Origin of the sequence: Pseudomonas sp. SIMBA_068 (assembly GCF_046534705.1) — a bacterium.
GTDB classification, from domain to species: Bacteria; Pseudomonadota; Gammaproteobacteria; order Pseudomonadales; family Pseudomonadaceae; genus Aquipseudomonas; species Aquipseudomonas putida.
The window spans coordinates 26,709-50,687 of record NZ_JAWRYI010000014.1; the positions used below are offsets into that span (position 1 = coordinate 26,709).

General features: G+C 64.2%; 26 protein-coding genes and 1 tRNA gene. 15 read left to right on the forward strand and 12 right to left on the reverse strand.

Annotation, left to right across the window (positions count from 1 at the left end):
- Window positions 1-2 precede the first annotated feature (2 nt).
- From fdhE to SB756_RS25410, 4 genes are all read left to right on the forward strand, one after another.
- Window positions 3-929 (forward strand): formate dehydrogenase accessory protein FdhE, encoded by a 927-nt coding sequence (gene fdhE / locus SB756_RS25395; RefSeq protein ID WP_341797425.1) that lies wholly within the window; start codon window positions 3-5, stop codon window positions 927-929.
- Between the two features lie 122 nt (window positions 930-1,051).
- Window positions 1,052-2,479 carry an L-seryl-tRNA(Sec) selenium transferase gene (gene selA, locus SB756_RS25400; RefSeq protein ID WP_410912365.1) on the forward strand — a complete coding sequence of 476 codons (1,428 nt, stop codon included), beginning with the start codon at window positions 1,052-1,054 and terminating at the stop codon, window positions 2,477-2,479.
- A complete protein-coding gene (selB, locus tag SB756_RS25405) occupies window positions 2,476-4,398 on the forward strand; it encodes a selenocysteine-specific translation elongation factor (RefSeq protein WP_410912367.1) in 1,923 nt (640 codons plus the stop codon). The genes selA and selB overlap by 4 nt, the downstream gene beginning before the upstream one ends.
- 6 nt (window positions 4,399-4,404) lie before the next feature.
- Window positions 4,405-4,500, forward strand: a tRNA-Sec gene (locus tag SB756_RS25410).
- Between the two features lie 106 nt (window positions 4,501-4,606).
- Here the strand turns inward: SB756_RS25410 and SB756_RS25415 are convergent.
- Both SB756_RS25415 and SB756_RS25420 read right to left on the reverse strand, forming a co-directional pair.
- Complete coding sequence (locus SB756_RS25415) at window positions 4,607-5,596, reverse strand: asparaginase (protein WP_410912369.1); 990 nt, start codon at window positions 5,594-5,596, stop codon at window positions 4,607-4,609.
- 72 nt (window positions 5,597-5,668) lie between these two features.
- The gene (locus SB756_RS25420) at window positions 5,669-7,111 is read right to left on the reverse strand and encodes an alanine/glycine:cation symporter family protein (protein WP_019471904.1); all 1,443 of its coding nucleotides are present in this window, start codon (window positions 7,109-7,111) and stop codon (window positions 5,669-5,671) included.
- Between the two features lie 178 nt (window positions 7,112-7,289).
- On the opposite strand from SB756_RS25420, the gene SB756_RS25425 reads away from it, so the two are divergent.
- A complete protein-coding gene (locus SB756_RS25425) occupies window positions 7,290-8,099 on the forward strand; it encodes a helix-turn-helix domain-containing protein (RefSeq protein WP_043199392.1) in 810 nt (269 codons plus the stop codon).
- 11 nt (window positions 8,100-8,110) lie between these two features.
- Here SB756_RS25425 and SB756_RS25430 read toward each other — a convergent pair whose 3' ends face one another.
- Window positions 8,111-8,956 (reverse strand): alpha/beta hydrolase, encoded by an 846-nt coding sequence (locus SB756_RS25430; protein WP_410912372.1) that lies wholly within the window; start codon window positions 8,954-8,956, stop codon window positions 8,111-8,113.
- Window positions 8,957-9,184: 228 nt separating this feature from the next.
- Here SB756_RS25430 and SB756_RS25435 point away from each other — a divergent pair, with 228 nt between their 5' ends.
- Both SB756_RS25435 and SB756_RS25440 read left to right on the forward strand, forming a co-directional pair.
- Window positions 9,185-10,069, forward strand: coding sequence for a sugar nucleotide-binding protein (locus tag SB756_RS25435; protein WP_341797430.1), 885 nt, complete (start codon window positions 9,185-9,187; stop codon window positions 10,067-10,069).
- Window positions 10,062-10,994, forward strand: a complete 933-nt coding sequence (locus SB756_RS25440) for an NAD-dependent epimerase/dehydratase family protein (RefSeq protein WP_341797431.1) — start codon at window positions 10,062-10,064, stop codon at window positions 10,992-10,994. Before SB756_RS25435 ends, SB756_RS25440 begins: the two co-directional genes overlap by 8 nt.
- A 30-nt stretch (window positions 10,995-11,024) precedes the next feature.
- Here SB756_RS25440 and SB756_RS25445 read toward each other — a convergent pair whose 3' ends face one another.
- Window positions 11,025-11,468 (reverse strand): winged helix-turn-helix transcriptional regulator, encoded by a 444-nt coding sequence (locus SB756_RS25445; protein WP_410912374.1) that lies wholly within the window; start codon window positions 11,466-11,468, stop codon window positions 11,025-11,027.
- A gap of 101 nt (window positions 11,469-11,569) precedes the next feature.
- On the opposite strand from SB756_RS25445, the gene SB756_RS25450 reads away from it, so the two are divergent.
- Window positions 11,570-12,775: an MFS transporter gene (locus SB756_RS25450; protein WP_410912376.1), complete on the forward strand. Its 1,206-nt coding sequence runs from the start codon at window positions 11,570-11,572 to the stop codon at window positions 12,773-12,775.
- Here the strand turns inward: SB756_RS25450 and SB756_RS25455 are convergent.
- The 5 genes from SB756_RS25455 to SB756_RS25475 form a co-directional block, all read right to left on the reverse strand.
- Window positions 12,763-13,446 (reverse strand): OmpW/AlkL family protein, encoded by a 684-nt coding sequence (locus tag SB756_RS25455; protein WP_016497769.1) that lies wholly within the window; start codon window positions 13,444-13,446, stop codon window positions 12,763-12,765. The two genes, SB756_RS25450 and SB756_RS25455, sit on opposite strands and share 13 nt — an antisense overlap.
- 109 nt (window positions 13,447-13,555) lie before the next feature.
- On the reverse strand, window positions 13,556-14,068 hold the full coding sequence (locus SB756_RS25460) for a DUF3299 domain-containing protein (protein ID WP_410912378.1): 513 nt from the start codon (window positions 14,066-14,068) through the stop codon (window positions 13,556-13,558).
- Window positions 14,069-14,194: 126 nt separating this feature from the next.
- A complete protein-coding gene (locus SB756_RS25465) occupies window positions 14,195-15,460 on the reverse strand; it encodes an ABC transporter permease (RefSeq protein ID WP_341797434.1) in 1,266 nt (421 codons plus the stop codon).
- Window positions 15,460-16,170 carry an ABC transporter ATP-binding protein gene (locus tag SB756_RS25470; protein ID WP_016497772.1) on the reverse strand — a complete coding sequence of 237 codons (711 nt, stop codon included), beginning with the start codon at window positions 16,168-16,170 and terminating at the stop codon, window positions 15,460-15,462. The genes SB756_RS25465 and SB756_RS25470 overlap by 1 nt, the downstream gene beginning before the upstream one ends.
- Window positions 16,171-16,740 carry a DUF2796 domain-containing protein gene (locus SB756_RS25475; RefSeq protein ID WP_410912381.1) on the reverse strand — a complete coding sequence of 190 codons (570 nt, stop codon included), beginning with the start codon at window positions 16,738-16,740 and terminating at the stop codon, window positions 16,171-16,173. It lies immediately after the preceding gene.
- 130 nt (window positions 16,741-16,870) lie between these two features.
- Between SB756_RS25475 and SB756_RS25480 the strand changes: the two genes are divergently transcribed.
- Window positions 16,871-17,215, forward strand: coding sequence for a hypothetical protein (locus SB756_RS25480; protein ID WP_410912383.1), 345 nt, complete (start codon window positions 16,871-16,873; stop codon window positions 17,213-17,215).
- Between the two features lie 143 nt (window positions 17,216-17,358).
- Here SB756_RS25480 and trxA read toward each other — a convergent pair whose 3' ends face one another.
- Genes trxA through SB756_RS25495 form a run of 3 tightly spaced genes read right to left on the reverse strand, consistent with a single transcriptional unit; the run spans window position 17,359 to window position 19,375 of the window.
- Complete coding sequence (gene trxA, locus SB756_RS25485; RefSeq protein ID WP_016497776.1) at window positions 17,359-18,231, reverse strand: thioredoxin; 873 nt, start codon at window positions 18,229-18,231, stop codon at window positions 17,359-17,361.
- A 31-nt stretch (window positions 18,232-18,262) separates the two neighbouring features.
- Window positions 18,263-18,922, reverse strand: a complete 660-nt coding sequence (locus SB756_RS25490) for a class I SAM-dependent methyltransferase (protein ID WP_341797436.1) — start codon at window positions 18,920-18,922, stop codon at window positions 18,263-18,265.
- Window positions 18,923-19,375 (reverse strand): YbaY family lipoprotein, encoded by a 453-nt coding sequence (locus SB756_RS25495; RefSeq protein ID WP_016497778.1) that lies wholly within the window; start codon window positions 19,373-19,375, stop codon window positions 18,923-18,925. It lies immediately after the preceding gene.
- 106 nt (window positions 19,376-19,481) lie between these two features.
- Here SB756_RS25495 and nrdR point away from each other — a divergent pair, with 106 nt between their 5' ends.
- The 6 genes from nrdR to nusB all read left to right on the forward strand — a co-directional run bounded on the left by nrdR (window position 19,482) and on the right by nusB (window position 23,962).
- Window positions 19,482-19,946, forward strand: a complete 465-nt coding sequence (gene nrdR / locus SB756_RS25500) for a transcriptional regulator NrdR (protein ID WP_009685710.1) — start codon at window positions 19,482-19,484, stop codon at window positions 19,944-19,946.
- Window positions 19,947-19,948: 2 nt separating this feature from the next.
- Window positions 19,949-21,079: a bifunctional diaminohydroxyphosphoribosylaminopyrimidine deaminase/5-amino-6-(5-phosphoribosylamino)uracil reductase RibD gene (gene ribD, locus SB756_RS25505; RefSeq protein ID WP_410912386.1), complete on the forward strand. Its 1,131-nt coding sequence runs from the start codon at window positions 19,949-19,951 to the stop codon at window positions 21,077-21,079.
- Between the two features lie 42 nt (window positions 21,080-21,121).
- Window positions 21,122-21,787 (forward strand): riboflavin synthase, encoded by a 666-nt coding sequence (locus tag SB756_RS25510; RefSeq protein ID WP_016497780.1) that lies wholly within the window; start codon window positions 21,122-21,124, stop codon window positions 21,785-21,787.
- An 18-nt stretch (window positions 21,788-21,805) separates the two neighbouring features.
- Window positions 21,806-22,897: a bifunctional 3,4-dihydroxy-2-butanone-4-phosphate synthase/GTP cyclohydrolase II gene (gene ribBA, locus SB756_RS25515; protein ID WP_016497781.1), complete on the forward strand. Its 1,092-nt coding sequence runs from the start codon at window positions 21,806-21,808 to the stop codon at window positions 22,895-22,897.
- A 91-nt stretch (window positions 22,898-22,988) separates the two neighbouring features.
- Window positions 22,989-23,465 carry a 6,7-dimethyl-8-ribityllumazine synthase gene (ribE, locus tag SB756_RS25520; RefSeq protein WP_003255395.1) on the forward strand — a complete coding sequence of 159 codons (477 nt, stop codon included), beginning with the start codon at window positions 22,989-22,991 and terminating at the stop codon, window positions 23,463-23,465.
- Window positions 23,462-23,962: a transcription antitermination factor NusB gene (nusB, locus tag SB756_RS25525; RefSeq protein ID WP_410912388.1), complete on the forward strand. Its 501-nt coding sequence runs from the start codon at window positions 23,462-23,464 to the stop codon at window positions 23,960-23,962. The genes ribE and nusB overlap by 4 nt, the downstream gene beginning before the upstream one ends.
- Window positions 23,963-23,979: the final 17 nt, after the last annotated feature.

Here is a 23,979-nt window from a genome sequence, read left to right on the forward strand (position 1 = left end):
GCTTGAGCACGATACTTGAACCCGGGCAGATCGAAGCGTCGGCGGTAGCGCCGCCGTTCCTGCATCTGCCCCCCGCCAATCTGTTCGAACTGCGCGCTGCGCGCCTTGAGCAACTGGCCGATGGCAATGCCCTTGGCGACTATCTGCGGCTGATCGCGCAGTTGTGCCGCATCCAGCAGCAGCTTGTGGATAACCCACCCGGTCGTATGCCGGTGGCCGAGGAGCGTCAACGCCTGTGCATAAGTCATGGCTTGCCGCCGCTGGCGGCCGACAGCCTGGTGCGTGAAGGGCCTTGGCTTGTCTGGTTGCAGGCCCTGCTGGAGCACTGCAGCGGCGCTACAGGCGGCCCGTTGGGTGAAGCATTGCAGGTGCTGCGCAGCAGTGATGACCATCAGCGCAAGGGCTGGGGCATCGCCTTGCTGGCGGGCCAGTACGACGCGGTGCCTGCGGCATTGGTGCCGTTTTTGGGCGCTGCGTTGCAGGCGGCCTGGTCCAGTTGGTTGCTGGCGCTCCCGGCGCCGGAGCTCAAACCCGCCGGTAGCCTGGCCCAGTGTCCGGCGTGCGGTTCGCCGGCAATGGCCGGGGTGGTGCGTAACCGCGGCAAGCACAATGGCTTGCGCTATCTGGCCTGTTCGCTGTGTGCCTGTGAATGGCATGTGGTGCGGGTCAAGTGTGTGTACTGCGAGTCGAGCAAGGACTTGCGCTACACCAGCCTTGAAGATGACCGCCATGCGCCGGGCAAGGCACCGCTGCGTGCGGAGTGCTGCCCCGGGTGCAATACGTACCTGAAGCAGAATTATCTGGAAAACGACGCTGCGGCCGAGGCGCTGGCCGACGACCTGGCCAGCCTGGCGCTGGATATGCGCCTGGACGAGGAGGGCTTCCATCGCCTGGCACCAAACCTGATGCTCGCGCCGGGTGGTGGCTGAGTGTCTACACTGAAACACCGAGTTGCCTTCTTCGCGGGTAAACCCGCTTCGCGGACCCTGTGGGAGCGGATTCACCCGCGAAGAGGCCAGTACAGACACCGGATTAGCCAAGGTAGTACCGCATGTCTTCAAGCCTCGCCAGCGACACCCTACGCCTGCCTTCCATCGACACCCTCCTGCGCCACCCGGCCGGCCTCGCACTGATCGACCGCCACGGCCGCGACGCGGTCCTGGCCACCCTGCGCCAGCTGCTCGACGACCTGCGCGCCCCCGCCCGCAACGGTGAACTCACCCCCGCCGAACTGGCCCCCGAGATCCTCTTGGGCCGCACCGGCGAACGCCTGGCCGTTCAGCAGCGCAGCCAGGTCCGCCGCGTGTTCAACCTCACCGGCACCGTACTGCACACCAACCTCGGTCGTGCTCTGTTGCCCGAAGAAGCCATCGAGGCCATGCAAACCGCCGCCCGCTATCCCCTCAATCTGGAATTCGACCTGGCTACCGGTAAGCGCGGCGACCGTGACGATTTGATCGAAGGTTTGATCCGCGAGTTGACCAGCGCCGAAGCCGTCACCGTAGTCAACAACAATGCCGCCGCTGTGCTGCTGGCGCTCAACAGCCTGGGCGCGCGCAAGGAGGGCATCATCTCCCGCGGCGAGTTGATCGAGATCGGCGGTGCCTTTCGTATCCCCGACATCATGGCCCGTGCCGGTGTGAAACTGCACGAGATCGGCACCACCAACCGCACCCACGCCCGCGACTACGAAGCTGCCATCGGCCCACGTACCGGCCTGCTGATGCGGGTACATTGCAGCAACTACAGCATCCAGGGCTTCACTACTCAGGTGCCCACGGCCGAGCTGGCGCGCATCGCCCACAAACATGAGCTGCCGCTGCTCGAAGACCTGGGCAGCGGCAGCCTGCTAGACCTTACCCGTTGGGGCTTGCCCGCCGAGCCGACGGTGCGTCAGGCACTGGCTGACGGCGCCGATATCGTCACCTTCAGTGGCGACAAACTGCTGGGCGGGCCGCAAGCCGGGATCATCGTCGGTCGCAAGGACTTGATTGCCAGGATCAAGAAAAACCCGCTAAAGCGTGCGCTGCGCGTCGACAAGATCACCCTCGCTGCACTCGAAGCGGTGCTGGCGCTGTACCGTAACCCCGACCGCCTGGCCGAGCGCCTGCCCAGCCTGCGTCTGCTGACCCGCAGCCAGGCCGAGATACAGGCCCAGGCCGAGCGCCTGGCCCCTGGGCTAAAGGCTCACCTCGGTGAGCAGTGGGCTGTCAGCGTGGAGCCCGCGCTGGGCATGATCGGCAGTGGCAGCCAGCCGGTGGCGCGCTTGCCCAGTGCAGCCCTGTGCCTGCGCCCGCAGGTGTCGAAGAAGTTGCGAGGACGCAGCCTGCATGTGCTGGAACGGGCACTGCGTGAACTGCCGGTGCCGGTGCTTGGCCGTATCGATGACGACGCCCTGTGGCTGGACCTGCGCCAACTGGATGACGAGCTCCAGTGGCTGGCGCAGTTGCCCGCCCTGCAACTGGGGCCGGTGCAGTGATCGTCGGTACCGCCGGCCATATCGACCACGGCAAGACTGCACTGCTGCAGGCGCTGACCGGGCAGGCCGGCGACCAGCGTCATGAGGAGCGTGCCCGCGGCATGACCATCGACCTGGGGTACCGCTACGCGCCCCTGGTCGAAGGTGCACCGCTGACCGGTTTCATCGACGTACCGGGCCACGAGCGCTTTATCCACAACATGCTGGCCGGTGCCCACGGTATCGACCTGGTGTTGTTGGTGGTGGCTGCCGACGACGGGGTCATGCCGCAGACCCGCGAGCACCTGGCGATCATCGAGCTGTTGGGCATTCCTCAGGCCTTGGTGGCGATCAGCAAATGTGACCGGGTCGAGCCGGCGCGCCTGGCCGAAGTGCGGGCGCAAGTCAGCGAACTGCTGGCGCCCGGGCCGTATGCCGGTGCGCGGCAGTTTCCCGTCTCCAGCATCAACGGGGTAGGCATAGACGCGCTGCGTCAGGCCTTGCTGGAGGCCGAAGCAGCGGTGCGCAAGCGCAGCGCTGGTGGCGGTTTTCGCCTGGCCGTCGACCGCGCTTTCGCGGTTACCGGTGCCGGCGTGGTGGTCACGGGCACGGCGCTGGCCGGGCGGGTCAGTGCCGGCGACACCTTATTGCTGGGCAAGGCCGGCAAACCGGTGCGGGTGCGTGGTCTGCATGCGCAGAACCAGGCCGCGCTGGTGGCCGAGGCAGGCCAGCGAGTGGCGTTGAATATCACGGCCGAACGGCTGGCGATGGAGCAGCTGCATCGGGGCGACTGGCTGGTGCCCGAGTGGCTGCACGCGCCCAGCGTACGCGTCGATATCGAGTTGAACCTGCTGCCGGGCGAGCCCCGTACGTTTGAACATTTCAGCGCTGTACACGTGCACCTCGGCACCCAGGATGTAACGGCCCGCGTGGCCTTGCTCGAAGGTGAGTCCTTGGCAGCGGGGCAGCGTATGTTCGCCCAGTTACTGCTCAATGCGCCGTTGCAGGCCGTGCACGGCGATCGCCTGGTGTTGCGGGACCAGCGTGCCCAGCGCACCTTGGGGGGCGGCAAAGTACTCGACCCATTCGCGCCAAGCCGGCAGCGCCGCAGCGATGAGCGCCTGCGCCAGTTGCAGGTGCTACGGGATGCCGAGGACCTGGAACAGGCCCTGCCTGCGCTGCTCGCCAGCGCTCTCGGTGGCATCGATCCCCAGCGGCTTGAGCGGCAGTTCAATCGCCTGCGCGCAACCTGGCAGTTGCCAGAAGGGGTATTGGTGGTGGCCACGCGGCAGGGGCAGCTGCTGTTCGCCAACGCCCAGTGGCAGGCGCTGAAGCAACAGGTGCTGGAGCACTTGGCGCGGTTCCATGAGCAAGAGCCTGACCAACTGGGCCCGGACCGTGATCGCCTGCGTCGCTTTGCGGCCTTGCCGCTGGAGCGGCCGGCATTCGTCAGCCTGCTGGATGAACTGCTCGATGACGGCGCCATCGCCAGCAGCGGGCCTTGGCTGCATTTGCCCGATCACAAGGTGCAGTTGAGCGAAGCCGACAGTGCGTTGTGGGCGCGCTTGCAGCCGAAGTTGCTGGAGGGACAATACGATCCGCCCTGGGTCAGGACGCTGGCAACTGAGGAGAATTGCGCCGAAGCCGACGTGCGCCTGCTGCTGCGCAAGCTGGCTAGGCTTGGTGTGGTGCACCAGGTGGTGCGTGACCTGTTCTACCCAGAGGCGACGCTACAGCGCATGGCAGAGCTGTTGCTGGGGCAGGCCAGCGAAACGCCGATAGTGCAGGTGGCCGCGTTTCGCGATATGTTGGGCATCGGTCGCAAGCGCAGTGTGCAGATTCTGGAATATTTCGACCGCATCGGCCTGACCCGGAGGGTGGCCGACCAGCGTCACATCCGCGCCGACAGCGCCCTGGCCCAGCAACAGGCCAGGCACTGAGTTCAAGGAAGGCAATCGCGCCCGGTGGCGCGGCCGGGCTTCAAACCCGGTTGGGGACGGCAGCCGTTCCCGGGCAGGTTCGACTCCCGCTGCCTTCCGCCATTTTCATTCGCCTGTCGGGGCTCTACGGGGCGCTTCACAGCCCTTGGGACTTGCACGGTACCTGTGGGAGCGGGTTCACCCGCGAAGAGGCCCTGAAGGGTGAAGCCTAAGCCCGCTCCCCACACAGATCCAGGGCAAACCACTGTTCTGCAGTATCCACATCCAACCCCGCCCCCAGCAGCGCAACCATCTTGCCCAGCGCCGCCTCACGGGTCATGCCACCGCCACTGACCAGCCCGGCCCCACGCAAGCGGTTACCCGCCGCATAGGTATCGAACACCACCGAACCCTCAGGACACTGGCTGATCGCTGCCAACATCACGCCACGCTGGCGCGCCGCCCGCAGCACATTCAGCAGCGCCTGGTCATCCGACGGCCCGGTACCGCTGCCGTAGCACTCCAGCAGCAAACCCTGCACACCACTGTCGATCAAGGCCTGCAAGTGCCCGGCCTGCAGCCCGGGGAACACCGGCACTATCGCCAGGTTGACCGGCTGGCGCGGGTGCTTGTAGCCAAGCTCGGCGGGAATCGCCCCGGCCCGCTCGCCGTCGCGATGGCGCGGCAACGCAGCAAAGGCATCGAACGCCTCGCTGCGAAGCTTCGACGCCCGGCAGCCATGCAGCAGCTGATCGTGGAAGTACAGCTGCACGCCATTCTCCAGCCCTTGTTCGAACTGGCGCAGCGCACCGCACAGGTTGGCCCAGGCATCGCTGTCTGCGGCACCTGCCGGCAGCATCGAGCCGGTCAGCAGCACCGGTACTGGCAGGCCCAGCAGCAAAAACGACAACGCCGCGGCGCTGTAAGCCATGCTGTCGGTGCCATGCAACACCAGCACGCCATCATGGCCTGCCACATCCACCGCTTCGACGATGGCATCGCGCATCGCCAGCCAGTTGTGCTGTTGCATGTTGGCGCTGTCGAGCAGCGGGTTCAGCTCCTGAAGCGACCAGTGCACCTGGGGGGCATCGGCCATCTTGGCAAAGTGCTCACGCATCCGCGCTTCGAAGCCACCGGCTGGCGCCAGGCCTTCCGAGGTTTCGAGCATGCCGATGGTGCCACCGGTATAGAGAACGAGAAGATTCTTTACTGCACGCATGGAAAACATCCGTAGCGGTGAGCCGAGAAAGAAAAGCCGCCCGCAGAAGGGGCGGCTGGGCAGGGGAGGATATCAGCGCTGCGGCTGAGCCTGGACAGCTGCTTTGTCAGCGGCTGTTTCCACCTGCGGGTTGGCAGGCCAGGCATTGCGGTCCAGGTCCAGGTCGGCGAACTTGCTCGAGTCGAACACAGGCTGGCCGATACCGGCTTTGCGCTGGTCGTCGTAGTCACGCATGACGCGCAGGCCGACCTTGAACAGCAGGGCCAAGGCCACCAGGTTGACGAAAGCCAGGCAGGTCATGGTGATATCGGCGAAGGCGAACACGGTCGACAGGTCTTGCATCGAGCCCCATACCACCAGTGCCAGCACCAGGCCACGAAACACCATCAGCACCACGCGGTTGCGGGTGAGGAACTGCAGGCTGTTCTCGCCCAGGTAGTAGTTGTAGAGGATGCAGGTGAACACGAACAGCGACAGCGCCACGCTGACGAACACACGGCCCCAGTCACCGACCACGGCGGCCAGCGAGTTCTGGGTCAGGACAATGCCGTCACCCTCGAAGCCCGGGGTGTAGAAGCCCGACAGCAGGATCAGCAGCGCGGTGCAGGTGCAGATCACGAAGGTATCGAGGAACACACTGAAGGCCTGGACCACGCCCTGGGCGCCCGGGTGTTTCACGGCTGCCACGGCGGCGACGTTCGGCGCACTGCCCAGGCCCGCTTCGTTGGCAAACACGCCACGCTTCACGCCCATGACGATGGCGCTGCCGAGCAGGCCGGCGAACGCTGGGTCGAGGCCGAAGGCGCTCTTGAAGATGGTTTCCAGCATGGCCGGCACGTGTTCGATCTGGGTGCCGATCACGTACAGGGTCACGCCGATGTAGGCCAAGGTCTTGATCGGTACCAGCAGGTCCGACACTGCGGCGATGCGCTTGATGCCGCCGATGAAGGTGATGGCCAGCAGCACTGCCAGGACGATACCGGTCTGGCTTGGGGCAAAGTCAAAGGCGTTCTGCAGCGAGTGGGTCACGGTGTACGACTGCAGGCCGATGAAGGCGAAGCCGTAGGTGACCAGCAGCAGGATCGAGAACACGATGGCCATGCTTTTGCGCTTCAGGCCATGCTGGATGTAGTAGGCCGGGCCGCCACGGTACAGGCCGTCGCCGTCGGCGCGCTTGTAGACCTGGGCCAGGGTGCATTCGAAGAAGCTGCTGGACATGCCCACCAGCGCGGTGACCCACATCCAGAACACGGCGCCCGGGCCACCCAGGGTCACAGCGATACCGACACCGGCAATGTTACCGGCGCCAACGCGGCCGGCCAGGCTCAACATCAGGGCCTGGAAGGAGCTCAGCTGGCCTGCCTGGCCACGCAGCGATTCCTTGAACACGGTGAACATGTGGCCGAAATGGCGGAACTGAACGAAACGCGAACGGATAGTGAAGTAGCTACCCAGCCCTACGATCAGCACGATGAGGAGTTTCCCTGAAAGGAAATCGTTGAGTACTTCGAGCATTGGAAAATGACCTCGATTCTTATTCTTCGTGTGGAATGACCAGCGGACGGCAGGCGCACCGCTATTCGTTGGGGCGAATGGTTGGCCATGACAAGAGCCGTTACAATTTCGCGGGTTGCTCTGAATTGATGCGACTTGATGCTACAATTGCGTCATTCGCGTCACCTGGATTCCGCACATGAGCGATCATTTCGCCACCAACCTCAAACTGGCCTGCAGCCACTACCGCTCTATCTCCGAAGTTTGCCGGCAGCTCTCTATCAACCGCGCGCAGTTCAACAAGTACCTGAGCGGTCAGAGCCGTCCGACGGCTTTCAACCTCAAGCGCATTGGCGACTTCTTCGGGGTTGAGGATTACGAACTGAACCTGCCGGCCGAGCAGTTCGCCCGGCTGATCGGCGCACGGGTGTCCACCTTGGCCGAGCAGCCCAGCGACCCGATCAGCGAACTGTTCCGCCCGCTGCATGATCATGCGGGCAACCTGTCGCGTTATTGCGGTTACTACTTCGAGTATTCCAACTGCATGTCGGTACCGGGCACGATCCTGGTGTCGCTGGTGCACCTGTGGGAGGAGCGCGGCCGTTTCCTGTTCGAGCGCCAGGAGCGCCAGGAGCGTTCCAGTGCCAACGACCAGCATGCCGAGGTACGTTGCCGCTACCTGGGCGCGGCGTTTCAGCTGCAGGACCGGGTGTTCCTCATCGACTACGAGTCGCTCACCTTCAACGAAATGAGCCAGACCATCCTCATCCCCAGCTTCAAAAGCCGCATCACCCGCCTGAACGGCCTCAAAGCCGGGGTTTCCAGCGGCGACCGGCGCAACCCGGCCTGCACCCGCGTGGTGTGGGAGTACCTGGGCGAGGAGATCAATCGCATCAATGCCTATCGGCAGGTGAAACTGTACCGGCCGGATGACCCACGTATAGATGATGATGTGCGTGAGCGTTTGAGTGTGGGGCCGTTGCGCAACAGTTTGTTCGAGATCGAGTAATGCTCAACAAGTCAGGCGTCTTCGAGGATGAATCCCGCCACGGCGCTGGCAACCTGATCCGCAATCGCTGGCGTACTGCGTAAGTGGGAAGCGATGCCATGGTCGCAGTCGGTAAGAAACAGGCATTGCAAATGCGCTGCTGGAACTGATTGCATCAGGGCCTGGGTAACTTCTTCAGGAATCGGGCTGTAGCGCTCGGCACCGGCCAGCCACAGGCTACCTGCACTGGTCCCCGGGTCTTTGCCGAAGCGTTGTGAGTTGAGCCCGTCATACTCGCCAATCACCATCAGCACTCTGCCTTGGAACTGCTTGAGGAAGGCGTAGCTGTCGCTGTCCAGAAAGCCGTAGGGTTTGCTGATGGCTGTGGTGAATGCCGGGCCAAACGGCGCCCGGTGGGCATCATCTGGATAAACCGCTGGGCAGATCAACACGATACTGTCCACTTGCGGCAACCGTGCTGCAAGTTTCAGCGTGATTGCCGCGCCCAGGCTGTGGCCGATCAGTGTTCGGCATCGAGGTGCGATATGCGTATGAAACCGCTGTGCCTCTTCGAGGTTGGTGGCCAGTGACGGTGCCACTGCGCCTGGCTCGCTAGCGAGGCTGTGACCAGAAAGATTGCCGGTAAGCGACCCGATGCCAGCGGCTTGCAAGCGATAGAGCAGTGGGTTGAGCCGGGTAAAGTCCGAGCGCGCGCCACCCAGCACGAATGCCGGCGCTGCGCGCTCGGTATCAGGTACAAGCAACCGGGCCTGTTGCTGGTAGCTTCCGAATTGTTCGTCGATGAACAGCTCTTTGCCCGGGGCCGGCTCGTCGAATTGCCATTTCAGGCGCTGCTGGGTGCCAGTTTGCAAGTGCATGATGGTCTCTGAAAAGCCATGATTGGCGCTATTGTCACGCAAAAGAGGCTAGTCGAGATCTCCCCCTTGCGCGGCTGTACATTCGGCATTGACGGCAGGTGAAGCAGACGGGTAATCAGCATCAGCAAATCCGTCCATGGCATTCACCGGGCCCTGCGTTGGACTTCCCCGCCCGGAAACCGCAAAATGGCCCCTTTCCTTCATCAACCTCTCGGATCTGCTGACTCTATGCGTATGCGCCTAATGCTGTTGGGTGGTGGCAATGCCCTCGGGCAAGCGCTGATTCGTCTTGGGGCCGAGGAGGACATTGCTTTCCTGGCGCCGCGCCCGCCCGAGAATGGCTGGACGCCGGCCAACCTCACCCAGTTGCTCGACGATCACCGCCCCGACGCCCTGGTCAACCTGGCCTATTACTTCGACTGGTTCCAGGCCGAGTCGGTCAGCGAGCAACGCCTGGCTCAACAGGAGCGGGCTGTGGAGCGGCTGGCAGAGCTGTGCCAGCACCACCAGATCACCCTGGTTCAACCTTCCAGCTACCGGGTCTTCGATGGTTCGCGGGCAACGGCCTACAGCGAAAAGGACGAGCCGGTGCCGCTGGGCCTGCGTGGCCAGGCGTTGTGGCGCATCGAACAGAGTGTGCGCGCAACCTGCCCGCAGCATGTGCTGCTGCGCTTCGGCTGGTTGCTCGACGAGAGCATCGACGGCGCGCTGGGCCGCTTCCTGACCCGTGCAGAGCAGCCGCAAGAACTGCTGCTGGCCGATGACCGGCGTGGTAACCCGACACCGGTCGACGATGCCGCACGGGTGATTCTGTCGGTGCTCAAGCAGCTCGATTGCAGTGCGCCGCTGTGGGGCACATACCATTACGCCGGCAACGAGGCGACCACGCCGCTGGCGCTAGGCCAGGCTATCCTTACCGAAGCAGGCCAATACCGCCAACTGGCGGTGCTGGCGCCGACACCGCAGGCCCATGCGGCACGGCCGGATGCCAGCGAAGAGCCGCAGAACGCTGTACTGGCCTGCAAGAAAATCCTTCATACCTTCGGCATCAAGCCGCGCGCCTGGCGCGCCGGCCTGCCGCCTCTACTGGACCGGTTCTACCGCCATGGCTGACGCCCCCATCCTGATCACCGGCGGTGCCGGCTTCATTGGCTCCCACCTGTGCGATGCGTTGTTGGACAAAGGCTACGCCGTACGCATTCTCGACGACTTCTCCACCGGCCGGCGCAGCAACCTGCAGGTTGACCACCCACGGCTGGAGCTGATTGAAGGCGATGTTGCCGACGCCGGGCTGGTCACGCAGGCTGCGGCAGGCTGCAGTGCTGTGGTGCACCTGGCGGCGGTGGCCTCGGTGCAGGCCTCGGTCGAAGACCCGGTGCGTACCCACCAAAGCAACTTCATTGGCACCCTCAATGTGTGCGAAGCCATGCGCGTGCAGGGTGTGCGCCGGGTGCTGTTCGCCTCCAGTGCGGCGGTGTACGGCAACAATGGCGAGGGTGAATCAATTGCCGAAGACACGCCCAAGGCGCCGCTGACGCCCTACGCCGTGGACAAGCTGGCCAGTGAGCAGTACCTGGACTTCTACCGCCGTCAGCATGGCCTGGAGCCGGTGGTGTTCCGTTTCTTCAATATCTTCGGGCCACGCCAGGACCCGTCCTCGCCGTATTCCGGGGTAATCAGCATCTTCTGCGAGCGCGCAGTGCAGGGCTTGCCGATCACCATCTTCGGCGATGGCGAGCAGACCCGCGATTTCCTCTACGTGGGCGACCTGGTGCAGGTGATGGTGCAGGCACTGGAGCAGCCGCAGGTCGAGGAGGGGGCGGTGAACATCGGCCTCAACCAGGCCACCTCGCTGAACCAGTTGCTGGTGGCGCTGGAGAAGGTGGTGGGCAGCTTGCCGGCGATCAGCCATGTGGCGGCGCGTTCGGGTGATATTCGCCATTCGCGGGCGGACAACCAGCGGTTGCTGGCGCGGTTCGAGTTTCCGCAGGCGACGCCGATGGTCGAGGGCTTGGCCAAGCTTCTCGGTAAAAGCTGAACTTTTGGGGCTGCTGCGCAGCCCCAAAAATCACCCATGCCGCACAACCCTGCGCAGGCAATCCTCGGCCCCCAGTACCCGCCCATCCAAAGCTCGCACCTGCAAAGTCTCGATAGCCTGCCCTTTGGCAGCCTCGAACAATTCAGAACGCGCTTCACCCGCCTCAAACAGATACCGCTCCCCCCACTGCCTCAAGCCAACCACGACCGGAAACACCGACCGCCCTTTCTCGGTCAGCACATATTCCTTGTAGGCACTGCCATCCGATGCCGGCTGTGTCATCAGCAACCCGCTTTCCACGAGCAGCTTGAGCCGTGAGGCGAGGATGTTCTTCGCCAGCCCCAGGTTCTTCTGAAACTCACTGAACCGCCGCAAGCCGTCGAAGGCGTCGCGCAGGATCATCAGTGCCCAGCGATCACCCAATACCTCCAGGGCTCGGGCCACGGGGCATTGGGCATTGTTTTCATCGAGCATGGGGTGGGCCTTTCCTGATTGTCTGGTTGCAGATTAAAACCACATTTGTTAAATAGCCAGAAGTGGTTTCAAATCGAAACCAAATTGACGAGGCCTGACCGATGACATCTGCGCTGACACGCGGGCTAACCCTGCTGCTTGCCATCACCAGCGCCATGGCGGTGGCCACGGTCTACTTCGCCCAACCTTTGCTTGAATCGATGGCCGCCGACCTTGGTGTGGCGCAACAGCAAATTGGCTGGGTTGTCGGCGCGACCCAGGCAGGTTATGCCCTGGGGCTGCTATTGATCGTGCCACTGGGGGACCTGATCGACCGCAAACGCCTGTTGCTGGGCCAGTTGCTGTTTTCTGCCCTGGCGCTGGTCGGCGTCGGCATGGCGCCCAACTGGGCGATGTTGCTGCTGGCCTTGGCCATCACCGGGCTGATGGCTGTCATGGTGCAGATAATGGTGGCGCATGCGGCCAGCCTGGCTTCACCCGGTGCGCAGGGGCAGGCCGTGGGCACCGTCACCAGTGGCGTGGTGCTGGGTATTCTATTGGCGCGCCTGGTGGCAGGTGGGCTTGCTGACTTGGCCGGTTGGCGCAGCGTGTATCTGGTTGCCGCAGGGCTGCTGACGCTGCTGGCCCTGGTGCTGTGGCGCAGCCTGCCCGGTGGGCAGCCGCTCGTACACCGGCCTGGCTACCGGGCGTTGATCGTGTCCCAGTTCCGTTTGTATCGGGAAGACAGGCTGCTGCGCCAGCGCGGCGTGTTTGGCGTATTGATCTTCGCTGCGTTCAGCGTGCTGTGGAGTGCCATGGTCATGCCCCTCAGCGCTGCGCCATTTGTGTTGAGCCATACCCAGATTGGCCTGTTCGGCCTGGCAGGTGTTGTGGGGACGTTGGCGGCTGCGCGCGCCGGTCGCTTGGCCGACCAGGGGCTGGGAGAGCGCACCACCGGGTTGGCGCTGGCGCTGCTGACGCTGTCGTGGTTGCCCACAGCTTTTGTCGGGCAGTCGCTGATGGCCTTTGTGCTAGGTGTGCTGATGCTGGACTTTGCCGTGCAGGCGGTGCATGTCACCAACCAGAGCCTTTTGCTGGCAGGGCGTGGCGCGATGGCCAGCCGCTTGATCGGCGCCTACATGTGCTGCTATTCGCTTGGCAGCGGGCTGGGGGCGGTGCTTGCGAGTTGGGTGCATGCCCATTGGGGGTGGGCTGCGGTGTGTGGGCTTGGCATGGCCTTCAGTGCGGCAGCGCTGGGCTACTGGCTATGGCTGCAACGCGCGAGGGCGGCCGAAGCCGCCCTGCAGTGTTCAGGTCAGAACTTGTAGCCAAGGCCGACCATGTATACCCACGGGTCGACATCGACGTCGACCTTGGTCTTGCTGTAGCCCAGCGCGGTCGGGCCGTTTACGCTGGCTTTGGTGTCGATGTCGACGTACCAGACCGAGGCGTTGACCAGCAAGTTTTCGGTCAGCATGTAGTCCATGCCCAGTTGGCCGGCAATACCGACCGAATCCTGCAGCTTGAGGTTGCTGAAGCCTTGTTGCTTGCGTGCGCTGCTCAGGTCTTCGTCGAAGAACAGGGTGTAGTTGATACCCACACCGGCGTACGGCTGGAAGCGCGAATTCGGCTCCATCGGGTAGTACTGCAGCGACAGGGTCGGTGGCAGTTGCTTGATGTCTGCCAGCTTGCCGTCCAGCCCGCCGCCCAGGCCTTTAACGCCGACGGTGTGCTTGAACGGGGTGGCTGCCAGCAGTTCCAGGCCAATGTGGTCGGTGAGCATGTAGGCAAAGGTCAGGCCCAGCTGGGTGTCGCTGTCCAGGGTCGCCTTGGTGCCCGACACCTTGTTGCCGTCGAACTTCAGATCGCCGCTGCTTTCGTTCGGGGCGGTGGTGATGGCGCCTGCGCGCAGGATCATGTCCCCCGCCTGGTAGGCGTGGGCGGCAGGGGCGGCGAGCGCAAGGGCCACAAGCGAGGCGCCGAGCAAGGACTTGTTCATGGAAGCTCCCAAAGGACGTTATTAATCGAGTAGTCCAATGGTACGGAGCTGTTTAAACAGAAAGTTTGACCCAGCTCAAAGAAGCGTCTTCACGAATTCGAAACAGTTCTCATCTCAGGTCATAAACGTATATTTTCTCGGCTTCCATCTGGTAGCCGGCGTCGGCCAGTTCGCTGCTGGAGGCTCTAACTTGCATCTTTCCCTCGATCCAGTACGGCTGGTAGAGGTCTTCGACGCGCACGCCCATCTCGCTGAAAATGTGCACGATCTGGTTCGACGGCGGGGGTGGCACGTGGATGCACGCACCGTAGTAAGGGACCAGCAGGAACTCGGTGGTGCGGCCTTCTTCGCTTACCTCCAGCGGCACGATGTAGCCCGGCAGCTTGACCTGCTGGCCGTCGAGGCCTCTCACGACTGGGGCATCGGGGGCTTGCTGGCGCGCGGCTGGCGCGGACTCGGCAGACAGGGCGTTGCTGAGCTGTGACATGTCGTGCAGCGGCGTCAGTTGCGGCGGGATGACCGGGGCGCCTTCGGGGATCAGGGCCGGCCAGTCCAGCTCCTTGGGTTCGGCGGCCCATAGAGGCATTGCTACCAGCAACAGCAGGGCCAGCAGCATGCGCATTGCCGGCCTCTGCGCGGGCATGCCCGCTCTCACAGGTCCTGCACAAGGTTCGAAGCCTGCGGGGCTCCCTGTGGGAGCGGGCGTGCCCGCGAAGCAGGCGGTGAGGTGTCTGATCATTACGCGCACTCAGAGGTGTATGGACAGGCCATCGGCCAGCGACTGCCGATAGGCCCGCCACGCCGGCACGCTGCCCATCAGCAACGCCGCCCCCAGGATGATAGCCAGCAAGGTCCATTCATGAGCACTCGGCAGGGCCAGTGGCAGATACAAGCCATAGTTGGCCTGCACGTACCCCTGCGCCAGGGCAATCCCCGCATACAGCAAGCCAAGCCCGGCCACGATCCCGACCGCCGCCAGTGACAGCGCCTCCAGTACCAGCAGCCCCGCGATATGCCACGGCCTGGCCCCGACCGAACGGAGGATCGCCATCTCCCGGCGGCGCTCGTTGAGGCTGGTGAGAATCGCCGTCAGCATGCCGATCAAGCCGGTCAGCACCACGAACAGCGACACCACGAACAACGCTTGTTCCGCCGTGCCCATCAGGCTCCACAGCTCTTGCAGGGCCACGCCTGGCAGGATTGCCAGCAACGGCTCGCTGCGGTACTCGTTGATCTCGCGCTGCAGGCTGAAGGTCGCGATCTTGTTGTTCAGGCCCAGCATGAACGCGGTAATGGCGGCAGGTTGCAGGTCCATCGTGCGTGCCTGCTCGGCGCTGATGCGCCCGGCGCCTCGGGCCGGTACGCCGTTGTGCCAGTCGATATGGATGGCCTCCATACCGCCCAGGCCGATATGCAGTGTGCGGTCGACCGGTGTGCCGGTGCGCTTGAGCACACCGACCACGGTGAACGGCTTGTCGTCATGCTTGACCAGGCTGATGGCTGCCACGCCGTGGGCCAGCACCAGCTTGTCACCCAGTTTGTAGTGCAACGCCTCGGCCACTTCGGCGCCGAGCACCACCTCGAACGGGTCGCTGGCAAACTCACGCCCCTGGCTCAGTTCCAGATGCTGGCGGCGGCCGTACTGGTAATGGCTGAAGTAATCCGTCGTGGTGCCCATCACTCGGTAGCCGCGGTGCGAGTCGCCCAGCGAGATCGGGATCGCCCACTTCACGCGGGGGTCCTGTGCATAGTGCTGGAAGCTGTCCCAGCGGATGTTGTTGGTAGCGTTGCCAATGCGGAACACCGAATACAGCAGCAGGTTCACCGAACCGGAGCGGGCGCCGACGATCAGGTCGGTGCCGCTGATGGTGCTGGCGAAGCTGGCGCGCGCTTCTGTGCGAACACGTTCCACCGCCAGCAGCAGGCACACTGACAGGGCGATGGCGAAGGCGGTGAGAAAGGCGGTGAAGCGGCGGTTGGCCAGGCTGGCCAGGGCAAGGCGGAGCAGGTACATCAGGCCTCCCGGGGCTTGGCGGCGCGGTTGAGGTCGGCCAGGGAAAGGTGACGGTCGAACAGTGGTGCCAGGCTCTGGTCGTGGCTGACGAACAGCAGGCTGGCACCGGCTGCGCGGCATTCATCGAACAGCAGGCGGATGAACGCTTCGCGTGTGTCGGCATCCAGCGCCGAGGTCGGTTCGTCGGCAATCACCAGTTCTGGCTGGCCGATCAGGGCGCGTGCGGCGGCGACCCGCTGTTGCTGGCCGATCGACAGGCTGTCGGCGCGGCGGGCGAGCAGGGCGGGGTCGCCCAGGCCCAGGTGGGCCAGCAGCGTGCCGGCCGCCTGGTCGACACTGCCATGGCGCTGCTCGGCGCGGGCCTTGCGGCTGTGCGAGAAGCGGCAGGGCAGCTCGACGTTTTCACGTACAGAGAGAAACGGCAGCAGGTTGAACTGCTGGAAGATGTAACCGGTGTGATCGACCCGAAAGCGGTCGCGGGCGCCCTGGCCCAATTTGCCGAGGTCCTGGCCAAGCAACTGGATGCGGCCCTGGGCCGGCACGTTCACCCCGCCGAGCAGGCCCAGCAAGGTGGTCTTGCCACTGCCGCTGGGGCCCTTGAGGAACAGGGCTTCACCCGCGTCCAGGTGGAATGCCGGAATATCCAGCAACGGCGGCTGACCTGGCCAGCCGAACACCAGGTCATGCAATTCGATCAACGGCTGGCTCATTCAGAAGGCGACCGCTGCCTTGGCCGGCGTGGTTTCCACGCCTTTCTGGCCGTTGGGGCCGATCAGTTGCACGTTGATTTTCTGGGTGGCCGGGAAGGCCTTGAACAAGGGCGCCAGGTCCACCTGTGCCAGTTTGTCAGGGTTGGCGCAGGTGAGCTGGTAATGGGCACCAATGTCGCTGTGCTGGTGGCCATGCGCGTGCTCGTCACCCTCGTCGTCGGCTTTCAGGGCATCACCGAACAGCGGGCTTTCCAGCTCCTGTTGTTCTTCCTTGCAGTTTGCTGCTGCAGAAAGGCCGAACAGCTTGAGGGGTTGTTCGAGTTGCTGGCGCACGGCGGCGACCTTGGCCTTGTCTGCATCGCTGCTGGCGGCATGCTCGAAGCCCACCAGGTTCATTGCCGGGCTGTCCAGCTCCAGCTCCAGGGTGTTGTCATCAAGCACGACGTTGAGCTTGGCCACGCCATGCTCGTGGGTGCCGAGCGTGCCGTGGTCATGATCATGGTCATCGTGGGCATGGGCCACGGCCAGTGGCAGCAAGGCGAAGGGCAGGGCGAGCAGCAGGCGACGCATGGACGACTCCGGGGCGGGCTGGAAGATTGGGTTATGTTATAACAACTTTTCTGCGCGCCGCCAGCCTGCGTGGCTAAGGTTTCATGTTGCGGTAGCATGGCTGCATTGACCTGGGCTCAAGGAATGCATCATGAGAATTCGTGGACAGATTGGTGACTGGCCGGTGGACCTGACCATCGAGCTGGCGCCTGAAGAGTGGGCGCAACTGGGTAAGCAAATCGAGGTGCCTGTTGTGGTACAGGGTGCTGCGACGGCTACTGTTGCGGCACCGCGCCATGATGACGGGCAATGGTCCGCAGCGCGTGAAGTGTTGCGCGTTGCCGGGCAGATGAGCGGGCCGGAGTTGCTGGACCGGCTGGAAGGGCTGGCGGGAAGCACGGCGGCGGGCAAGCGGCTGCTGGTGCGCTTGCGGCACAGCAGTGAGGTGAAGGTGGAAAGTGGCGTGGATGCGCCGGTCTATCACTGGGTTGGGTGAGAGGGCCAGGAATTTAGGGCTGCTTTGCAGCCCGTTCGCTGCACAAGGCTGCTCCTGCAAGGATCAGGTGGCCGTGGTTTCGTACGGTCCCTGTAGGAGCAGCCTTGTGCTGCGAATGGGCCGCAAAGCGGCCCCCGGCATTCTCAGAACATCGCCGCCGACAGCTTGCGGCGATAAACGCCAACCAGCGGATGATCCCCACCCAGCAACTCGAACACCTGCAGCAACGCCTTCTGCGGCAGCCCGTTCTCGTAGCCACGGTTACGCTGGAACAGCTTCAGCAGCCCATCCAGCGCCGCCTCGTACTGCTGGCGCGCCAGCTGCTGAATGCTCAGCTGATAAGCCGCCTCGTCATCCTGCGGGTTCTGCGCCAGGCGGCTTTTCAGGTCGGCCACTTCCGGCAGGCTGGCCGCCTGGCGCAGGAAGGTCAGCTGGGCCTTGGCACCGGCCAGCGCAGCTTTGTGCTCGTCGGTCTTGACCGCATCCAGCACCACCTGGGCCTCGCCCAGTTCACCGCGCTCGGCCAGGCAGCGGGCGTACAGGATCAACGCCTCGGCATTGCTGTTGTCTTCACCCAGCAGCGCCTGCAACAGCGCTTCGGCTTCGGCAAAGCGGCTTTCGGCAAACAGTGCCTTGGCCTGCTCCAGTGGCGAAGCGGTGGGTGCGGCGGGCATCTGCACGTGTGGCTCGAGCATGGCGCGAATCGCCGATTCCGGCTGAGCCCCGGCAAAACCGTCCACCGGCTGGCCGTCCTTGAACAGCACCACGGTCGGCAGGCTGCGGATACCGAACTGGGCAACCACCTGTTGCTCCACGTCGCAGTTGATCTTGGCCAGCAGCAACTCGCCCTGGTAACCTTCGGTGATCTTGGCCAGCAACGGCATCAGTGCCTTGCACGGCGCACACCACTCGGCCCAGAAGTCCACCAGCACCGGCTTGTGGAAAGAGTTCTCGATCACCAGTTGCTGAAAGGTGGCATCGGTAGCGTCGAAAATGTAAGGCGTGTCTTGGGTCATCGCGACTCTCGCTAACTCGTGAATGGCACCACTATAAGGCGTCGCGGCTGGCGTGGTACAGGCTGACCCTGCGGAATTCGTGTGGCTCGGCCAGGTCCGGCAGGGTCAGTGCTTCGAGCACGCCCAACTGCTGGTACAGCGGGTGGCTGAAGTCGCGTACCCGCGAGTCGGCCACCAGCGCCTGGCGGCCGCGGCTGAGGAAGGCATCCAGCAGCGGCAGGTTGGCGCGGTCGTACAGCACATCGGCAACCAGGATCAGGTCGAAGCGGTCGTCCTCGGCAAAGAAGTCGCTGCTGTAACTGAGCTCTACCCCGTTCAGCGCGGCATTGGCGCGGCAGGCATGGAGGGCCAGCGGGTCAAGGTCGCAGGCCACCACTTCCAGTGCCCCGGCGCGCGCGGCGGCAATGCCGGCGATACCGGAGCCGGCGCCAAAGTCCAGCACGCGCTTGCCGGCCACCCATTCCGGGCGTTCGGCCAGGTACCGGGCCATGGCCAGGCCACTGGCCCAGCAAAAGCTCCAGTAGGGCGGCTCGTCAAGAATGCGCCGGGTTTCGTCGCTGCTGAAGGCGCGGTCCATGTTCTGGTCGTCGATCAACCACAGCTTCAAGTCACAGCCGGGCAGCTCGCTGACGATCAGGCGCGCTTCGCCGATCAGGCCGCTGAGAGCCTGTTGCAGGGCCAGTGGCGCCACTTAAGGTGCCTTCTCGAAACGCAGCGGGCCGGTGGCCTGGGTCTGGGCCTGGCTGATACGTACCGGCGGCAGGTGCATGATCAACTGGCCGGAACGGCTGGCGCGGCCACGTAGCTCGACCCGCGCGCCGGCCGGGAAGGCTTCGGGGTTGAAGCGAAGGTGGTAGGGCAACGCTTGCCCGGTGCCGGTCAGGTTGCTGCTGGCCAGCAGGCGTTGCGGGCGGTCGCGTTCGTCGATGACCAGCAAGGCCAGTTCCACGTCGGCACCGGCCGGGATTTCCAGCAAGGTGCCGCTCAGTTCACGCTGGTAGGCCGGCAACGGGCCCAATACTTCGGCCGGTTTGGCCGAGCGGGTTGGCGTGGGCGCCGGGGGTGTATCGGTCTTCGGCCTGTCGCTGCCGCAAGCGGCGAGCAGGGCGGCGCAGCACAGCACGACGAGCGCTCGGTAGTGCATGGGGGAGTCCTTAACGGGCAGATTTCCCATGGATGTTAACCCCTTTGGCTTGTCTTGCCAGTGCAATGCGCTACCATGGCCCTCCCTTTTTTTGTTGCCTGCCACCATGCACTGTCCCTTTTGCGGTGCCAACGACACCAAGGTCATCGACTCTCGCCTCGTTGCCGAGGGCGAGCAGGTGCGCCGCCGCCGCGAATGCGTGGCCTGTGGCGAGCGCTTCACCACCTTCGAAACCGCCGAACTGGTGCTGCCCCGGCTGATCAAGCAGGACGGCACGCGCCAGCCTTTCGACGAAGACAAGCTGCGCGCCGGCATGCAACGGGCCCTGGAAAAGCGCCCGGTCAGCGTCGAGCGTCTGGAAGCGGCGCTGGCCCACATCAAGAGCCGCCTGCGTGCCACTGGCGAGCGCGAAGTCAAATCGCTGGTGGTGGGTGAAATGGTCATGGCCGAGCTGCGCAAGCTCGACGAGGTGGCTTATATCCGCTTTGCCTCGGTGTACCGGCGCTTCCAGGACCTGGACGAGTTCCGCGAAGAAATCGACCGCCTGGCCCGTGAGCCAGCCAAAGAGTGAACATGCCCAGCCAAGCCGCCATCCTTGACGCCCACTACATGGCCCGCGCGCTGGAGCTGGCGCGCAAGGGCCTGTATACCACCCACCCCAACCCGCGCGTAGGCTGCGTGATCGTACGTGATGGCGAAGTGGTCGGCGAAGGTTGGCACGTGCGCGCCGGCGAGCCGCATGCCGAAGTGCATGCCCTGCGCCAGGCCGGTGAGCGTGCCCGTGGCGCCTGTGCCTACGTTACCCTTGAGCCGTGCAGCCACCATGGGCGCACGCCGCCGTGTGCCGAGGCGCTGGTCAAGGCCGGTGTGGCGCGGGTTGTGGCAGCCATGCAGGACCCTAACCCGCAAGTGGCGGGGCAAGGCCTGCGGCGCCTCGCCGAGGCCGGTATCGAGGTGGCCAGTGGCGTGCTCGAAGCCGAGGCCCGCGCACTCAACCCGGGCTTTCTCAAGCGCATGGAAACTGGTCTGCCGTTCGTGCGCGCCAAGTTGGCCATGAGCCTGGACGGCCGCACCGCCATGGCCAGTGGCGAAAGCCAGTGGATTACCGGCCCGGCTGCACGTTCGGCGGTACAGCGCCTGCGCGCCCGCTCCAGCGTGGTGCTGACCAGCGCTGCCAGCGTGCTGGCCGACAACGCCCGCATGACCGTGCGTGGCGCCGAGCTGGGCCTGGATGCCGAAACCACAGCCCTGGCTCTCAGCCGTACGCCGCTGCGCGTACTGGTCGATGGCCGCCTGCGCCTGCCACTGGATGCGCCGTTCTTCAAGGCCGGCCCGGCACTGGTGGTGACCGCTGTCGCAGATGACCCGCGCTATGCCGCTGCCGGCCACGAATTGTTGAACCTGCCAGGTGACAATGGTCAGGTCGACCTGCCGGCGCTGCTGCAGGCCCTGGCCGCCCGCGGCGTCAACGAAATCCTGCTGGAAGCCGGTGCCGGCCTGGTCGGTGCCTTTGCCCGCCAAGGCCTGGTCGACGAATATCAGCTGTTCGTTGCCGGCACCTTCCTCGGCTCCCAGGCCCGCCCGTTGCTGGACTGGCCGCTGGACAAGATGAGCGAAGCGCCGCGATTGAAAATTACCGAAATGCGCGCAGTGGGCGATGACTGGCGGGTCACAGCCATCCCCCTGCCGGCACCCGGCGTATAATGCCGGGCTTGCCCCGTGCAAACCGTTTTTGAGGAAGACCCCATGTTTACCGGCATCATCGAATCCATCGGCACCATCCGCAGCCTCACCCCCAAGGGTGGTGACGTGCGCGTCTACGTCGAAACCGGCAAGCTCGATCTGGGTGACGTCAAGCTGGGCGACAGCATCGCCGTCAACGGGGTATGCCTGACCGCCGTCGAACTGCCGGGCAATGGCTTCTGGGCCGACGTCAGCGTCGAAACCCTCAAACGCACCGCGTTCATTGACCTCAAGAGCGGCAGCAAGGTCAACCTGGAGAAAGCCCTGACCCCCACCACCCGCCTGGGTGGGCACCTGGTCAGCGGCCATGTCGACGGCGTCGGCGAAATCATCTCGCGCAGCGATAACGCCCGCGCCATCCAGTTCCGTGTGCGTGCACCCAAGGAGCTGGCCAAGTACATCGCCCACAAGGGTTCGATCACCGTCGACGGCACCAGCCTGACGGTCAATGAGGTCAATGGCGCCGAGTTCGAGCTGACCATTGTCCCGCACACCCTGTCCGAAACCATCATGGCCGACTACCGCGCAGGGCGTCGGGTAAACCTTGAGGTCGACCTGCTGGCCCGTTATCTGGAGCGCTTGCTGCTGGGTGACAAGGCTGCCGAACCGAGCAAGGGCAGTGGCATTACCGAAAGCTTCCTGGCCGCCAACGGCTTCTTGAAATCCTGATTGAGAAGGGGGTGCCGCGTGGCGCTCAACAGCATCGAAGAACTGGTCGAAGACATCCGCCAGGGCAAAATGGTCATCCTCATGGATGACGAAGACCGCGAGAACGAAGGCGATATCATCATGGCAGCCGAATGCTGCCTGCCCGAGCACATCAATTTCATGGCCAAGCACGCCCGTGGCCTGATCTGCATGCCGATGACCCGTGAGCGTTGCGAAACGCTGAAGCTGCCGCTGATGGCGCCGCGCAACGGCTCGGGCTTCGGCACCAAGTTCACCGTGTCGATCGAAGCCGCCGAAGGTGTCACCACCGGCATCTCCGCCGCCGACCGTGCACGCACGGTTCAGGCCGCTGCCGCCAAGGATGCCAAGGCCGAAGACATCGTCAGCCCTGGCCACATCTTCCCGCTGATGGCCCAGCCCGGCGGTACCCTGGCCCGCGCCGGCCACACCGAAGCTGCCTGCGACCTGGCGCGCATGGCCGGTTTCGAGCCAAGCGGCGTGATCTGCGAAGTGATGAACGACGACGGCACCATGTCGCGCCGCGCCGAGCTGGAAGTGTTCGCCGCCGAGCACGGCCTGAAGATCGGCACCATTGCCGACCTGATCCACTACCGCATGATCCACGAGCGCACCGTGCAGCGTGTGTCCGAGCAGCCGGTGGAAAGCGAGCTGGGCGAGTTCAACCTGGTCACCTACCGCGACGCGGTGGAAGGCGACGTGCACCTGGCCCTGACCCTGGGCAAGATCTGCGCCGAAGAGCCGACCCTGGTGCGTGTGCACAACATGGACCCGCTGCGCGACCTGCTGCTGGTCAAGCAGCCAGGCCGCTGGAGCCTGCGTGCTGCCATGGCCGCCGTGGCCGAAGCCGGCAGCGGCGTGGTACTGCTGCTGGGCCACCCGCTGGATGGCGACGTGCTGCTGGCGCACATCCGCGAAAGCGCAGGCGATGCACCGGCCAAGGCACCGACCACCTACAGCACCGTGGGTGCCGGTTCGCAGATCCTGCGCGACCTTGGTGTGCGCAAGATGCGCCTGATGAGTTCGCCGATGAAGTTCAACGCGATATCCGGATTCGATCTGGAAGTTGTAGAATACGTGCCCTCCGAGTGACTTGAGGCGGCATTGACGCCCTCTGCTCGAGTCCAGACCCCTGTCGAGGCCGCTTGTATGCGGCCTCGCTCTTGAAGATGAGAATATCGGAATGACCCTGAAGACCATCGAAGGTACCTTCATCGCCCCCAAAGGTCGCTATGCTTTGGTGGTTGGCCGCTTCAACAGCTTCGTCGTTGAAAGCCTGGTAAGCGGTGCCGTTGATGCCCTGGTACGCCACGGTGTCAGCGAAAGCGACATCACCATCATCCGTGCCCCGGGCGCATTTGAAATCCCGCTGGTAGCACAGAAGGTCGCCCAGCAAGGCGCCTACGACGCGATCATCGCCCTGGGCGCCGTGATCCGTGGCGGTACCCCGCACTTCGAATACGTGGCGGGCGAATGCACCAAGGGCCTGGCCCAGGTGTCCATGGAGTTCGGTGTTCCGGTGGCCTTCGGCGTACTGACCGTCGACTCCATCGAACAAGCCATCGAGCGTTCCGGCACCAAAGCCGGCAACAAAGGTGCTGAAGCTGCCCTGTCCGCACTGGAAATGGTCAGCCTGCTGGCGCAGTTGGAGGCCAAGTGATTAGCGACGAAAGCGATCGTTTCAACCCGCGCGATCCAAAACCTGCGGATGCCGGCAAGCCCTCGAAAAGCGCCAAGCGCCGCGAAGCCCGCAAGCTCGCGACCCAGGCACTGTACCAGTGGCACATGGCGCAGCATTCGCTGAACGAGATCGAAGCGCAGTTCCGGGTGGATAACGATTTCACCGACGTCGACGGTGCTTATTTCCGTGAAATCCTGCATGGGGTTCCGGCAATCAAGGGCGAAATCGACAAGGCGCTGGCGCCTTGCATGACCATAACGCTGGAAGAGCTCGACCCGGTCGAGCTGGCTGTGCTGCGCCTGTCCACCTGGGAGTTCATCAAGCGCGTCGACGTACCGTACCGCGTGGTGATCAACGAAGGTGTCGAGCTGGCCAAGGTCTTCGGTGCCACCGACGGCCACAAGTTCGTCAACGGCGTGCTAGACAAGCTGGCGCCGTCGCTGCGTGAAGCCGAAGTCAAGGCGAACAAGCGCTGATTCTGGCGCTGTAGAGC